The organism is Alteribacter populi, from assembly GCF_002352765.1.
GTDB classification, from domain to species: domain Bacteria; phylum Bacillota; class Bacilli; order Bacillales; family Salisediminibacteriaceae; genus Alteribacter; species Alteribacter populi.
In genome coordinates this window covers 813,441-828,051 of sequence record NZ_KZ293963.1, presented here as the reverse complement: position 1 = coordinate 828,051, position 14,611 = coordinate 813,441, and the positions used below count along the sequence as shown (strand labels likewise).

The 14,611-nt window shown below is 40.0% G+C and carries 13 protein-coding genes and 1 riboswitch; of the genes, 10 read left to right on the top strand and 3 right to left on the bottom strand.

From position 1 onward, the window contains the following. Nucleotides 1–56: 56 nt before the first annotated feature. Nucleotides 57–1,433: a cytochrome P450 gene (locus tag CDZ94_RS04055; protein ID WP_245415702.1), complete on the bottom strand. Its 1,377-nt coding sequence runs from the start codon at nucleotides 1,431–1,433 to the stop codon at nucleotides 57–59. A gap of 403 nt (nucleotides 1,434–1,836) precedes the next feature. Between CDZ94_RS04055 and CDZ94_RS04050 the strand changes: the two genes are divergently transcribed. The 5 genes from CDZ94_RS04050 (at nucleotide 1,837) to CDZ94_RS04030 (ending at nucleotide 6,422) form a co-directional block, all read left to right on the top strand. After that, nucleotides 1,837–2,223, top strand: a complete 387-nt coding sequence (locus tag CDZ94_RS04050) for a hypothetical protein (RefSeq protein WP_096435239.1) — start codon at nucleotides 1,837–1,839, stop codon at nucleotides 2,221–2,223. 50 nt (nucleotides 2,224–2,273) lie between these two features. Continuing rightward, on the top strand, nucleotides 2,274–3,317 hold the full coding sequence (locus CDZ94_RS04045) for an alpha/beta fold hydrolase (RefSeq protein ID WP_096435238.1): 1,044 nt from the start codon (nucleotides 2,274–2,276) through the stop codon (nucleotides 3,315–3,317). A gap of 293 nt (nucleotides 3,318–3,610) precedes the next feature. Next, entirely contained in the window at nucleotides 3,611–4,135 is a 525-nt protein-coding gene (locus CDZ94_RS04040) for a type 1 glutamine amidotransferase domain-containing protein (protein ID WP_096440581.1), read from the top strand. Nucleotides 4,136–4,210: 75 nt separating this feature from the next. Next, entirely contained in the window at nucleotides 4,211–5,188 is a 978-nt protein-coding gene (locus tag CDZ94_RS04035) for an alpha/beta hydrolase (RefSeq protein WP_096435237.1), read from the top strand. A gap of 301 nt (nucleotides 5,189–5,489) precedes the next feature. Beyond that, a complete protein-coding gene (locus CDZ94_RS04030) occupies nucleotides 5,490–6,422 on the top strand; it encodes a glycerophosphodiester phosphodiesterase family protein (protein WP_096435236.1) in 933 nt (310 codons plus the stop codon). A gap of 376 nt (nucleotides 6,423–6,798) precedes the next feature. On the opposite strand, the gene CDZ94_RS04025 is transcribed toward CDZ94_RS04030, so the two are convergent. Beyond that, on the bottom strand, nucleotides 6,799–8,346 hold the full coding sequence (locus CDZ94_RS04025) for a BCCT family transporter (protein WP_096435235.1): 1,548 nt from the start codon (nucleotides 8,344–8,346) through the stop codon (nucleotides 6,799–6,801). Between the two features lie 311 nt (nucleotides 8,347–8,657). Here CDZ94_RS04025 and queD point away from each other — a divergent pair, with 311 nt between their 5' ends. The 4 genes from queD to CDZ94_RS04005 all read left to right on the top strand — a co-directional run bounded on the left by queD (nucleotide 8,658) and on the right by CDZ94_RS04005 (nucleotide 11,687). After that, nucleotides 8,658–9,137 carry a 6-carboxytetrahydropterin synthase QueD gene (gene queD, locus CDZ94_RS04020; RefSeq protein WP_096435234.1) on the top strand — a complete coding sequence of 160 codons (480 nt, stop codon included), beginning with the start codon at nucleotides 8,658–8,660 and terminating at the stop codon, nucleotides 9,135–9,137. Beyond that, nucleotides 9,127–9,858 (top strand): 7-carboxy-7-deazaguanine synthase QueE, encoded by a 732-nt coding sequence (locus CDZ94_RS04015; RefSeq protein WP_096435233.1) that lies wholly within the window; start codon nucleotides 9,127–9,129, stop codon nucleotides 9,856–9,858. The genes queD and CDZ94_RS04015 overlap by 11 nt, the downstream gene beginning before the upstream one ends. A gap of 123 nt (nucleotides 9,859–9,981) precedes the next feature. Beyond that, entirely contained in the window at nucleotides 9,982–10,620 is a 639-nt protein-coding gene (locus CDZ94_RS04010; protein WP_096435232.1) for a hypothetical protein, read from the top strand. A gap of 191 nt (nucleotides 10,621–10,811) precedes the next feature. Further along, a complete protein-coding gene (locus CDZ94_RS04005) occupies nucleotides 10,812–11,687 on the top strand; it encodes a polysaccharide deacetylase family protein (protein ID WP_232735748.1) in 876 nt (291 codons plus the stop codon). A 174-nt stretch (nucleotides 11,688–11,861) separates the two neighbouring features. On the opposite strand, the gene CDZ94_RS04000 is transcribed toward CDZ94_RS04005, so the two are convergent. Continuing rightward, nucleotides 11,862–12,236, bottom strand: coding sequence for a YmaF family protein (locus CDZ94_RS04000; RefSeq protein ID WP_096435231.1), 375 nt, complete (start codon nucleotides 12,234–12,236; stop codon nucleotides 11,862–11,864). 413 nt (nucleotides 12,237–12,649) lie between these two features. Further along, nucleotides 12,650–12,804, top strand: a riboswitch (M-box (ykoK) riboswitch). A 166-nt stretch (nucleotides 12,805–12,970) separates the two neighbouring features. On the opposite strand from CDZ94_RS04000, the gene mgtE reads away from it, so the two are divergent. Further along, nucleotides 12,971–14,332: a magnesium transporter gene (mgtE, locus tag CDZ94_RS03990; RefSeq protein WP_096435229.1), complete on the top strand. Its 1,362-nt coding sequence runs from the start codon at nucleotides 12,971–12,973 to the stop codon at nucleotides 14,330–14,332. Nucleotides 14,333–14,611: the final 279 nt, after the last annotated feature.

Below are 14,611 nucleotides of genomic sequence, written 5' to 3'. Positions count from 1 at the left end.
ATCCACTCGTTATTAGAGTTGGGTTGTTTTTTTATCTGCTGTGATTGGTTTCGGATTTAAAAATCTGTATCAAGTTTGCTTCGGTCTTCAACAATCATGCGTAAGCCACGCTTCGGCCTGAGTGTGATGAGTGGCTGCGGTCTTACTTTATGGTGGCCGGATGCGAGCTTCAGACGATACTTTTTTGCAATTGACGCTAGTGCGAGAACAGCTTCCATTAAAGCAAAATGGTTCCCGATACAAACTCTTGGACCACCACCAAACGGAAAATAAGCGTAAGGTGGGAGTGTTTTTAGGAAATTATCCGCAAAGCGCTCAGGATTAAAACTATCGGGGTCATCAAAATACGCCGTATTGCGGTGCATCACATACTGACTCATGAGAACCATGTCCCCTTTTTTCAACCCGTAGCCTCCGATTTCCACGTTTTCGACTGCTTGACGGCCAATCACATAAGCTGGAGGGTATAATCGCATCGATTCCCAGATAATATTTTGTGTATATGTTAGTTTTGAAAAATGATCAGGAGTGAGTGATCCTCCATGAGTAACATCTGAAATTTCTTTGTACAGATTTTGATCAACTTCTGGATGTTGCGATAGCAAGTAAAGTGTCCATGACAGGACATTTGCTGTTGTCTCATGACCTGCAAGGAAAATTGTCATTAGTTCGTCTCTAAGCTGCTTGTAAGACATCCCTATCCCATATTCCTCATCACGAGCCTCCATTAATATACTTAGAAGGTCTGTACGGGTTTTAGAATCTCCTCTTCGTTCATCGATCATCCGATAAAGCACCTGATCAATTGTTTTTACCGCTTTCTTTAGCTTAAGGTTGCTTTTTGAAGGAACCCACAAAGGCAGCTGAACGAGTGATCTCATTCTCTTTACCCCTAGTTTCATGACAGCATCCATCGGTTCCCCGAGAATATGCGCACCTTCCTCAAAATCCATCCTGAACATCGTCTTCGTAATGATACCGAGTGCAATGTTCATCATCTCATCGGTGATTATTTTTTCTTCTCTGTCTTCCCACTTGGAAATATACCCACTCGTTGTATCAATCATATCCTGAGCGTAATGATTAATGTGCACCTTTTTAAAAGAGGGTTGAATAAGCCGTCGTTGGTGCATATGAAGCTCTTTTTCACTAGTTAAGAGACCTTCTCCGACTACAGCTTTTAGTGTTTGAATGTCCCGTGATTTGATGAACACCTTTTGCTTTGTTACGAGAACTTCTTTAATTAATTCTGGGTCATTTATGAGGTATATCCGCTGGAAAGGCCCCAAACGAAACCGCACAACATTTCCGTATTCTTCCGTTAGCTGCGACAAAAATCGAAGGGGATCGATTTGAAAATCATTTAAGCTTCCAACTATTAATTTTCCTTTAGGACCTGGGGGAGTGTTTCGTGAAAAAAATCTATTAACCAATCGCGTCATTCCTTTTTCAATTATTTTTTATTAGCTTTTTTATAAAAGGTTTTTTTGAGCATTAGGCAAGCAAATGCTTGCACTGTCACGCATAGAGAACAAATTCATTTGTCCGCAACATCATTTAAGTTGAAAAAACGCTCAAAAACAACAAACTTTACGAAAACAGCCTTTTAATTTAACCGACTTCATTATTCTATGGAACCGAAAGAAAAGAGGTAGGTACGATAGTTTAAATAACAGAAAAATAATAGTTTCGTGGAGGTTTTCGGTGATCACCGCGAAGGCAAAAGGACTATTTTTTTAACAATTGCATGTATGTATGTATATAAATATAAAGAGAGGATTAAAAGTTCAGAGTTTTAGTCTAGTAAAACGTAATTAAGGAAAGGAAGGTACAAATATGTCAAATAAGAAATCTCTCCAAGAATTTATATCATTACTTGGGGTTCAGTCAGAATCTCAATTAAATAAGCTTGTTCATCAACGGTTAGAGGATCCTAGAACAATCAAAAAAACTCGTTCACGCATGCAAAACCACGCTAATTCTTTAAAAAAGCTACGTGATTATACAGAAATCCTTGCGCTTCAACTCAACATGCCTACTAAAGACGATATTGCCAATGTCACAAAAATAGCGATTCAAATTGAAGAAAAGCTAGACGACTTAGAAGAGAAAATCCTATTACTTGCAAAAGAACAAGAAAAGATAAGCGAAGATACAGATAGGGATGCTGTTCAAAAACCAAGTAAAGGTGCGTTAAGGGTAGGGAACAAAAAAATCAAATAATCTACGAGTACTGTTTGAACAGTTAATAAATTGAAGAAGGAGAAAATAAAATGAGGAAAAAAGGAAAGAATGGCAGGAAAGGTGGAGAGGGGAGATATCCTTCTAATTTAAATAATCCTGAGCTCCAAGTCGGACAAACACCCCGTACAGCGGTGTGGAAGAAAAACAAAGCAGTCCTCTGGCATTACCCTTCAGCAAAGAAAAAGTACCGCACACCTCTATTTCTTATTTACTCACTACTTAATGAACCTTATATTTTAGATTTAGACCCTGGTATGAGTATGATAGACTCGTTTTTATCAAGTGGCTATGATGTTTATTTACTTGATTTCGGTAAACCCGGATATGAAGATAAACATTTCTCGCTGGACGATTATGTGAGCAAGTACATTCAAAAAGGGGCCCAGCACACGTTACGTCATTCAAATGAAGGTGAATTATCTGTGGTTGGCTACTGTCTCGGAGGAACGTTAGCAGTTATATACACTGCACTTGCAAAAGAGCCAATCAAAAATCTCATCCTCTTTGCACCGCCGTTAGATTTCAGTAAAGCACATCTATTTCCTAACTGGGCTAGTGCGTTAAAAAAAGGAGATTTCAGTGCTGATCAACTAATAGATGTTTATGGGATCATCCCTGCCAAAATGGTAGAAAGTAGCTTACGAATGGCGACCTCTCCGTTTACCTATAGTTCTCACCTACCTCCTTTACAACGCTCAAACGACGAAAAGTATATGAGAAAAAGACAGCTCGTCAATAAATGGCTGAACGAGCATATTCCTTTCGCTGGTGCTACTTTAAAACAATTGATTAACGAGCTTGGCAGGGATAACAAACTCGTTCAAAGTAAACTACTCATAGACGGCCAGAAAGTCAATCTTTCCAATATCAATGCGAATTTATTAGTCGTTTCTACAACCGAGGATCATATTGTCCCAGAAAGTCTAACATTACCGATTATGAATTTAGTATCTAGTAAGGATAAAACCTACAAACGTATAAAAGGCGGGCATATTAGTCTTGCTTTAAAAGAAAAGCTGCCAGACTTTCTACACGAGTGGCTGTCTCAAAGATCGAATTCTCTATCTTCCTAAAGGTCTCGATGAACAAATGCTCGGTGAAGAAGCCATGGATTTGGTTTGCGATGTGATGCCAAATCAAGAATATATCAACAGCACAACATTAGACAATAGAATCTTTTTTATGCTATACAAGGTAGAGGATGCTTGTTTTATTAAATGAAACGTATCCTCTATTTTTACAAAAATATCTCTATTGGTAGCAATCCTTGTTTAGCTTAATTGGACCTGGGGAAATACATAGTTAAGGCTTAAATGCCAAATATTAAATATTGGATTGAACCTTTAGAAAAAAGGGGTGGCAGATGTTGCGTTTAAAAGAAAAGAAAGTTTTAACCGTTGTTGATGATGAATTTGAAGACTTAGAGTTGTGGTACCCGATTTACCGTCTCCAAGAAGAAGGAGCGATTGTTCATATCGCTGGAAAAGAAGCTGAGCACACCTACACCGGAAAATATGGTGTACCAGTTAAAAGTGATTACAGTTTTGAAAACATTCAAATTACTGAATATGATGGAATATTAGTGCCTGGAGGCTGGGCTCCTGATAAACTGAGAAGGTATGACGAAGTGTTGGATATGGTGAAGTACATGGATGAAAAGAAACGTCCAATTGGTCAAATTTGTCATGCAGGCTGGGTTCTCATCTCAGCAGACATTTTAAGAGGCAGAAATGTCACAAGTACGCCTGGAATTAAGCATGATATGATGAACGCTGGGGCAGAATGGCATAATGAAGACGTTGTGATTGATGGTCACATTATTTCTAGCAGACGACCTCCTGACTTGCCAGCTTATGCAAAAGCCTTTGCAGATGCGCTTGCAGATGAGTAGATTTAGTGAAAGAGGCACCTTTGTTATAGGTGTCTCTTTGTTTTAAAGAACTTAGGTTGAAAGGAGAAAAACGCCATGACCGACGATCAAGACGTTACTTGGGTGGAGGAGATCCCTCTAAAGAAGCTTGACTTTACTCAATGCAATCCCCATTACAAAGAAGCTTCTTTATCGGATTACCTGCAGTTTTATCAATTTGATTTCAAACATATAACAACCTATCGTTGTCAGCTTACAGAGACTGATCGCTCAAATATTTTCGTACAAATATTTACTCCTAATAATCCAAAAGGAACAGTGCTATTCGTTCACGGATACTTGGATCATACTGGTGGGTTAAGCGCTACAGTAAACGTACTATTAAAGCAGTCTTATGAAGTAGTGGCGGTTGATTTACCAGGGCATGGCTTATCTGAAGGAGACAGAGGGGACATTCAGGATTTCAATTATTATGTGGACGCAGTGCAAAGTGGGTTGACTTCTGCGGAACCTTATCGTAGCGGAGGAGCTCTATACGGGTTGGGTCACAGTACAGGAGGAGCTGTGTTATTTCACGGTACATCAGAAGAAGTCCTCCCGTTACGGGCTTTGATGCTCGCAGGTCCTTTGTATCACCCCTATCAGTGGAAATGGGTAAGAATGATCTTGCCTGTATTAAGTAAGGGGATCTCGAAAAAAAAGCGTCGTTTTAAACAAAATTCCAGTGACGAACGCTATCTTGATTTTTTGAAACAGGACCCCCTACAAGTAAAAGAGCTGCCGATATCTTGGTTAATAGCGCTTACAGAATGGCAACAACGGATCCTCAATTGTTCAAAAGTGAATATCCCCGTTTATTTATTACAGGGGACAAATGACACTACAGTTCAATGGCAGGACAACGTAGAATTCTTTAAAGATAAATGTCCCTTTATACAAGTCGCTTTATTTGAAGGTGCTGGTCATCAGCTTTTGAACGAAACCGCTTCCATTCAAAAGTTAGTGTTTAAACGAATTGCGTCATTCATTAATGGTGAAAACGAAGGGAAGTCCACTCTTTTGTCTAAACGGTAAAGTAAACGATTCAATGACGGCATTATCCAAGCAGTCTTTCTGAGACATGGTTGAGATAATGCCGTTTTTTGCACTTTAAGAAAGTTCAATTTCACTAAAGGAAAGTATAAGCATAAAAGTAAAAAAACTTTTTATCGGACAGTACATATGCATGTCGTCGGCTACTCAGACGCCTTGCGTTCTTCGTACAATAAACTTACCGACTGTCATCTATTAAGTTTCGACAAGTTATAAAAAGAGGAATGGATCTAAGCATCTAGAAGAGTAGTTATGAGTGTGATTGAAGCAGGGAGGTCGGGGGATGGTTATAGAGAAAGTCAGAGAAAAAAGCAAGAAAAGTTTACGGAAACGGATTTATTTAGTATTGGGCGTCCTTTTCGTCCTATGGTTGATCATTCACCTTTTTCCAGTCAACGAAAGGGAAGAAAAAGCGTTTTTTACTGAAGGAAACCAACCATTAGTCATTGCTCATCAGGGTGGTGAACAACTGGCTCCGTCAAATACGATGGAAGCTTTTGAAAACGCTCGTAACTTAGGTGTAGATGTAATTGAGTTTGATGTACATATTACCAAAGACGGTCACCTTGTTGCTATTCATGATTCTACAGTTGATCGAACAACAGACGGAGTTGGAAAAGTAAATGATCTTACCTTAGAGGAGATTAAACAGCTGGATGCAGCGAATTACTTTCAAGACTTGAATGGAGAGTACAGTTATCGTGGGCAAGGTGTTACGATTCCGACAGTTGAGGAAATTTTTCAAGAGTTTAAAGACATGCGACTAAACATTGAACTAAAAGCAACGAACGATGTAGAACGTTATGAAGAGATGAGCGAAAGGGTTTGGGAACTCATTCAAGAATATGAAATGAAAGACCAGGTTTTGATGGTCAGCTTTGAACAGGACATTATTGACTATTTTACGCAAATATCTCTAGGGCAAGTGGCAGTGAGCGGTGGACGTCAAGAGGTCACTAAGTATGTTCTTTTGCATAAGTTATTCTTAAACGGGCTCTATTCACCAAAAGTAGATGCTATTCAACTTCCGACAGAGGAAAGTATTTTTGATTTAGTGGATTCGAAGTTGATTAATGGCGCGGAAAAACTCGGGATGGACATCCACTACTGGACGATTAACGATGAAGGAACGATGCGAGAGCTCATTGAGTTAGGAGTTGACGGGATTATTACTGACCGTCCGGATTTGCTGCTTGCAGTGTTAGGGGAAAATTAGCTATGTAAAAATGGGAGCGGGACTAATCCCGCTCCTTTCGTAAAATTTAAAGATAGTTTGATGCGCGTTTTTTGTCGAATTGCCGATATCCGAGCTATTTCCGCTGGTATATTGTCTATTTTCGCCGATATAATGCTTGAACAGATGATAAAGCGCCTACTCGCACCGATATATTACTCAAATAAATAGTCTGTTTGTTGTTTTTGAGCGTTTTTCAACTCAAATGAGGAGTTGAAGGCAAAAGTTTTTTTCCTTTTCCATCATTTTTTGAGTAGTTAAAAGCCTGCAACGCTCAAAAAAAGTAAGTAGCACTTTTAACCGGATAGAACATTTACATTTCGACGGGTACGCGGCTACATTACGCTTTTCTTATATTCTAGTGATCCACCGAGCGCTTTTTCGCTGGTTGTTTGATGCCTTGTTCAATGGCCAATGTTGAAGCTACTTTTGGTGCCGTCCATAGTAACGGAAGCAGAATGAAGGAAACCGGTACTGCTGTTACAACGATAAACGATTGTAGAGCATCGACACTGCCTTCACCAATATAGAGGAGAACTGCAGCAACAATCCCCATAATCGCTGCCCAAAAAACACGGAGAGCACTGGACGGGTCACCTGTTCCCGTCACAGCCATGGAAATTGTGTAGCTCATGGAATCACTCGTTGTTGCAACGAAAATGATCGTCACGATGAGAAACGCTGCTGCAAGGATTGTGCCGAACGGAAGCTGGGTGACGATAGCAACCATCGATGCAGGGAGTCCGCCAGCATTTAAAGGATCAGAGACCGACCCGGTATTCATCAGTTCTAAATGAATTCCCGTTCCTCCAACAACTGTAAACCAGAAGTTTGTGACCACAGGGGCAATGATCGCTACAGCGACGACAAGTTCGCGAATGGTTCGACCTCGGGAAATACGGCTAATGAAGATAGCCATCATTGGCCCGTACCCGATAAACCACCCCCAAAAGAAAACTGTCCAAAATGCTAACCAGCCTGGATCGTCACGGTACAAGCTCATCGGTAAAAATTCACGCAAATAAACACCATACGTTCCGATGAACTGATCAATAATAAATCCACCTGGTCCGAGGATTAAGACAGCTATGATTAATACAAAGGTAAAAATAACGTTAAACCGGCTCAATAGTTGAATGCCTTTATGAATTCCCGTTACAGCAGATATAGCGGCTATACTCACGAGTCCAATAACAATCAGTACTTGCGTTGAGAAAACGTTTGGTACATTGAAGAGTGCTTCCAGTCCGTAAGCCACTTGCAGGCCTAAAAATCCGATCGGACCAATGGTACCAGCAGCTACAGCAATAATCGAGAACGCATCGACAAGGGTGCCTAATACACTGTTCTTCATAATTTTTTTACCGAAAATCGGGTACAAAAGGGTCCGAGGCTTTAATGGCATACCGCGATGGTAATGACCGTACATAAGCACAATCGCGCCCAATGTTCCGAGGATAGCCCATGCTAGGAAGCCCCAATCTAAAAATGAAAGGGAAAGAGCTGGAGCAATAGCGTCAGTAGTTCCCGGCTCAACTCCCGGAAACATTGGTGGAACATCAATGAAGTGGTACATCGGTTCTGCTGCAGCCCAAAACACACCACCACCAGCCAGCAGGGTACACATGATAATTGCAATCCATTTAAATGTACTCATTTCCGGGTCTTCGCGTTTTCCAAGACGAATTTTTCCAAAAGCACTAAATGCAATGGTAATCGCAATAAAAAAAGTAGCCAGCATTAATAATTGCCAAAATGCGCCGAAATAATTTGCTGAAAATCCGAACCCAGTATCAACGAGTCCTGATACAAAGTCCACATCAATTAACGCAACGATAACGAATAATAAAAGCAAGCCACCACTGATGAGTGTGACCGGCCAATCGAATCCAGGTTTGTTTTTCACAAAATTCCTCCTCAAGAACTTTTGTTTAAGTTAGTATTTGTTGGAAATTTCACATTCTATACACGCCACTTACAATTCCTTTCTATCTCGTCATACAAAGGAATAGATGACAATATGTACTCGTAAAAAATCACAAGACCAAATGCTACCACAAGTCCAATTAGTTTCAAATCATAATCACTCTGGATGATAAAGATCAGAAAATTTCGAGTACCTTGTGATTTTTTGAAATCATGTTAAGATGGTACGAGTTGATTAGAGGGTTCGAAATTCCCACCCCTCGCAACAAAAAAACTAGGGAGCGTGAAAAGATGGAATTTAACATACCGAAAAAAGTAGAAAAGCTTGGTGAAGACATTCAACCGACGGAATTAAAGTATCACCATAAACGAGTCGGGATCACAAAAGAATTTACGTTTGATGCTGCCCACCACCTTCATTGTTATGAGGGGAAATGTAAGAACTTGCACGGGCACACGTATAAACTAGTTATTACGGTTAGCGGTTACGTCAATGACGTAGGGATTTCTGTAGATTTTGGTGATGTAAAACGAATATATGAAGAAACAATCAAAGCAAAACTTGACCACCGTTATTTAAATGAAGTCCTTCCGAATATGAATACGACAGCAGAAAATATGATCGTCTGGATCTGGGAACAGTTAGACGTTGCTTTAGAAGACGAAGGGATGAAAAAGCAAGGACAACGTTTAGAAGAGCTCGTATTATATGAAACGCCGACAAGTTCTGCTTCGTTGAAACGCGAGTGGATGGTAGAAAATGATGCGTAACTTTAACCTCCCAGCAAAAGAAGAGTACATGAATTGGAAACTTCCAATGGTAGAAATATTTGAGACGATTGAAGGGGAAGGATCTGCCGCTGGGTTTCCGACCGTTTTTGTCCGTGTTTTTCATTGTAATTTACGCTGTCACTGGTGTGATACGCCTTATAGTTATGCGCCGGAAAAGCCGGAGTTTGAGGCAACTATCGATGAAATCATTACCCGGATTCAAGAGCTTGACAGCCGCTATATTTGCTTTACGGGTGGGGAACCACTCATTCACGGGAAAAAGTCAGCGGCTCTTCTAAAAGCAATGGCTGACCTCGATCGCATTGTAGATATTCATATTGAAACAAATGGGGCCATCGATTTGGCACCGTTTGAATCCCTGCGACGAAGTGACGAAGCTGTTTGCGCGAAAGCTCGCTATGTGATGGATTATAAACTGACAGCTTCTGGTGAAAAAGAGCGGATGATTGAGAATAACTTTGCACTTTTACAAAGACAGGATGAAGTGAAGTTTGTCATTGCAAATGATACAGATTTTTATGAGGCAAAAAATGTGGTTGGAGAGTTTCATGATCAAGGGCAAGTTCTGTTCAGCCCTGTTTGGGAAACAATGCCGCCGAAAAAACTTGTGGAGAAGGTTCTGGCAAATAAGCTGGCTGATGTAAAAGTAAGTCTACAGCTTCATAAAATCATTTGGGACCCCGACCAAAGGGGTGTCTAAAAAGACGAGAAAAACCTGCTTGTTTTAAGGCAGGTTTTTTATATTGAGTCGCATCACTTCACGTAACACCCAATTATTGGTATGGTGGTTTTATTGTCAATAGAGAGTGGGGAGGAAGGTCCTATGAAACTAAAATTACAATATACTGCGGGTGGGTTACTTTTACTATGTACAGTCTTTTTTATCACGACGGTCTATTTGACGGATTCAGAAGACGAGGCCGACAGTGAAACGATAGAGCAAGAGGTAGATGACGAAAACATCGAAACTGACGAGGAAGGTCTTGTGGCAGAGGAAGCTGACCAACTCAATGACTTTGAACAACGAATCGGAATCGGTAAATCCTTCGATAGTAAAACAGAACCAGAAAACGGAGAATTGGCAAGTTTTATTGCGGATTGGCATCGCTACTTTAACAACTTAGTAGGCTATGGGGGCTATCGAAACATCGAGTGGGGTAGTGTAAAGACAAATCACGAGCAATTACTCGAAGAAGTCGATGAGATGATTAACACTGCTGCAACAGAAGCGATGAGCTATGACTTTGAGCGGATTAGAATGATCGCGATTGCAGCAAACGAAACAGAAGGCGTAGATCACCTGCTTCATCTCCACCGAATCATTCACGATCTTGATGTTCATTATAACGGCTATAATGCTGATTATTTTAGCTACTCTTATTATGGAAATGAAGATCCAGCAAGTGAACCGAATCGAGCGTTGGTTGAAGTAAAAGACATGGTTGCAGACGAACTGGATTAACCTTATTTTGCTCTATTATACATCAATCTAAAACTCGGAAACCCCTGTTAATGCAGAGGCTTTCTATTTTCATTTCAGAGACACTATTGAGCACGTACTTTAACATTTTGTTGTTAAAAATGAATAATTGGATCCATTTATACAAAAAAATAGCTACGTAGGAAGTTATTGAAATAAAAGGAGATGGAAAATTGAAAGTCAATCGATCCATACTATTCATAGTACTTGTCTTTTTGGTTAGTTTCCAAGCGTTAGGAGTTATGAGTGTTCATGCAAATGACAACTCTTCAGGTGATGTACAACAAGAATGGTGGTGGAAAAAGGATAAAGACACCCCGGAACAACCCGACAAGGAATTACCGCCACTTAAAGGCGGTCCAGAACGTGAAGTACGTCAACTCGACCCTGTTCCAGACGTTACATTACAACAGGAATATCCTGATACGGTTTTCTTAAAAGGACCGACGACAGAAAATAAAATTGCCTTAACCTTTGATGACGGACCAGATCCACGATTTACGCCTGGCGTTCTTGATGTGTTAAGCGAGTATAATGTTCCAGCGACCTTTTTCTTAATGGGCGCAAGGGCGGAGGCGAACCCGGATCTTGCACAACGAATTGTAGAAGAGGGTCATGTCGTCGGAAATCATACGTTTTGGCATCCTGATCTCGTTGAAGAAGCCGATGTCGATCTACTTGTAGAAGAAGTGACTCGCACAGAAGATGTACTTGCAGAGGTTCTAGGACTCCGAACGACATTATTTAGAGCCCCTTATGGATTTTTATACAGGGAACTTGTAGAGGAACTAGAGATATTGAATTACTCTGTGATCGGGTGGAGTGTCGATTCACTGGATTGGCAAGAAATCACGCCAGAGGAAATTGCAGAAAATGTCCTTACTCAAATCCAGCCAGGATCAATTGTCCTTATGCATGACGGGGCTGAACCGGAGTTCGATCGAACGCAGACAATCGAATCGCTTCACGAAATCATTCCAACATTACAGGAGCAAGGCTATGAGTTTGTGACTGTTTCGGAACTGTTGAATATTCCGGACCAAAGGTAATACACGACAAGAAAAAGTGTCCGTTCTATGGGGGAAATTCTATAGGACGGACTATTCTTTTTCTATATAGTAAACCTGCGTACGGGTTGGTCTGGATATTTGAAGAATACAATGTGAAATACGTCATAATACATAAGGCAGTCACCAAAGGAAGAACGAGTTTTCTATAGGGGGCTAAATACTAGTTTTCCCACAGTATCCGTGCCTATGGGGAGTGGGACCATCAACCGTAGTTACGCCTCTAAAATTATGATAATGTCCTCCATTTGGTAAAGGTATAGCGGGTCCAGTTACGCCACGTATCATATGTTTGTGTTCAGCATCGAAGGTGGTAAAAGTACAGTAACGATGAGTGTGTTGTACACCACTTGGTGCGGGTTCAGTTGTTCCTGCATATCCATGATCGTGTCCTACGTCGAACGTCGTAACGCCTTCAAAGTGATGATCGTGTAGAGGTTTTCCATCCCAGGTTGTTATATATAGGTTATGTGAATGTATGGAGTCATCATTGCCGGAGTCATATATAAATCCTGTTACATTATGATTCAATTTAACATTTCACCCTTTCTTCTTTATTAAAATATCTTATGAGAATAACAAAGAGAAAGAGAGGGTATTTTCACCAGGATTTAGAAACAAAGGGCAAGACAGATCACAGATTTTTTCTTCTGAATTGAAAAGGTAAAGTAACGAAGGGAAGATTAAAACATGAATGATAGTGGTGCTTTATAACAGCTAATAATAATCCTAATAGATTAATCGCTGCAACACGCTCATAACTCAGTAGATTAGTACCTGTGAGGCGGCGAGGAGGCGTTTGATAAGGAAAAAGGTGAGGATAAGCCTGTTGTTCATTCGATTTGTTTAATAATTCCGCGTTCGATCTATTCATGTTTTTGGAATGGGGGATCTCTTGAAAAGCTTCACCATTGTTTAAACTAATCTGATCATTGTAAAATTAATAAAATCCTCGTTAGGTGAGGCTCCTGTGCTGGAGATACGCTGCTGCCTAAAAATGTCCAAAGACGCCAATGGGTCAACAGAAACCATCGAAGGTGATTTTGTGATGCTTATTTCTAATGTAACTACAACCATCTTCATTCGTTTGAAGATGGTTTTTTATATTTTTAAATGGAGGTGGGGCAATGGGCTCAATGAGGAGGAGACAATCATGGCAACACCAGAAACTCGTATTAATGGACAGAATGTATAGGTTTTTGTTTTAAAGGAATCTTTTAAGTAGAACCCTTCATACTTACATAGACAAAAGGGAGGTAAAAATAATGAACAGGTTGAATGAAGACGCACGTGATAAGTATTTTGACAGCATTTTTAAAGCTTTAAAAAATAATGAGAAAGACAAATTTCTAGAATACTTTTTAGAATTACACCCTACGGATCAGGTGGATCTTTTCCTGGCATTATATAAAGACAAAAGACCAATGTTTTATGAATATCTTTCTGCTAGTGAATTTGCAGAAATATTTCAAGGGTTAGATGTTGAATCACAAAAAGAAGTTATTTTAGAGTTAGACAAAGATTATGCTGCAAACATGTTTAATCATATGCAGTCTGATGACATTGCTGACTTCCTAGGTGAGATTAATGAACCTCATGCAAAAGACATTTTAAATGCCATGGATAAAGAAGAAGCAGATGAAGTTATGGAACTCTTATCTTATCCTGAAGAGTCAGCAGGGGCAATAATGACAAAAGAGTTTATAGCTATTAAAGCTACTGATACTGCTTCTACAGTTATGAATCGTCTTCGAGAAGAAGGACCTGGAGCGGAGACTATTTATTATCTTTATGTCGTTGATGAGAAAGATAAACTTGTTGGTGTCGTTTCATTACGTGATTTAATTGTAACTCCATTAGGGGAAACAGTTGAAAGGATCATGAGTACGCGAGTGGTTTCAGTTGAAGCGACTACTGACCAAGAAGAAGTTGCTGAGTTAATTAAAGACTATGATTTATTAGCAGCACCTGTTGTTACTAGTACGAATGAACTCATTGGTATCGTAACCGTTGATGATGTCATCGATGTATTAGAACAAGAGGCAACAGAGGATTTTGGAGAGATTTCCGCAGCCAAAGGGGCAACAGATGTTAATATCACTTCCTTTGCGGCAGCAAGAAAACGTTCCCCTTGGATTATTCTACTGATGTTTTTCGGATTAATAACCGCTGGTGTAATTGGGCAATTCGAAGAAACTTTAGAAGAAATTGTGTTACTGGCTGTATTTATCCCGCTTATTATGGACTCCGCAGGGAACACTGGTACACAATCACTTGCGGTAATGGTTCGTTCACTAGCAACTGGTTCTTTCGAAAAGAAAGGTTTAGTTAATACAATAAAAAGGGAATTTGGAACAGGGATTATGTTAGGAATTATTTGTGCTGTCGTATTAATGGTTGTTGTACCGTTCTTATATGATAGCTATATACTAGCGTTTATCGTAGGAATATCACTTTTCTTAACATTAAGCATTGCGACAATTATTGGTGCAGTGGTACCAGTTGCCATTAATAAATTAAAGCTTGATCCAGCTATTGCATCTGGACCGTTTATTACAACAGTCAATGATATTTTAGGTTTATTAATTTATTTTTCCATTGCAACTGCACTTTTGCAATATCTATAAATTAAGTTAGATAATCTTCGTTAGGTGTGAAGAAAAGCTACTACCCAAAAATGTCTAGAGACGGCAATGGGTCAACAAATTTTTTTGATTAATACTTTTTGGAGCTCCGTAGGCCTGAATCTGTTCGCTTTCCGCGGACGAACCGCCAAGCCTCCTCGGGAAAGGCGCCCTGCGGGGTCTTGACTCGTCCGTTTTTCCGCAGGAGCATTCCTGTCGGATAGGTTTTACCCCTATTGATAAAAAAAGGATCCTCCGATATGATGCAAGGTGCAAAAACAA

Coding starts and splice junctions, on each gene's coding strand:
- queD (WP_096435234.1), top strand. CDS start 8,658: ATGGAATTTAACATACCGAAAAAAGTAGAAAAGCTTGGTGAAGACATT.
- CDZ94_RS04030 (WP_096435236.1), top strand. CDS start 5,490: ATGGTTATAGAGAAAGTCAGAGAAAAAAGCAAGAAAAGTTTACGGAAA.
- CDZ94_RS04015 (WP_096435233.1), top strand. CDS start 9,127: ATGATGCGTAACTTTAACCTCCCAGCAAAAGAAGAGTACATGAATTGG.
- CDZ94_RS04045 (WP_096435238.1), top strand. CDS start 2,274: ATGAGGAAAAAAGGAAAGAATGGCAGGAAAGGTGGAGAGGGGAGATAT.
- CDZ94_RS04050 (WP_096435239.1), top strand. CDS start 1,837: ATGTCAAATAAGAAATCTCTCCAAGAATTTATATCATTACTTGGGGTT.
- CDZ94_RS04010 (WP_096435232.1), top strand. CDS start 9,982: ATGAAACTAAAATTACAATATACTGCGGGTGGGTTACTTTTACTATGT.
- CDZ94_RS04035 (WP_096435237.1), top strand. CDS start 4,211: ATGACCGACGATCAAGACGTTACTTGGGTGGAGGAGATCCCTCTAAAG.
- mgtE (WP_096435229.1), top strand. CDS start 12,971: ATGAACAGGTTGAATGAAGACGCACGTGATAAGTATTTTGACAGCATT.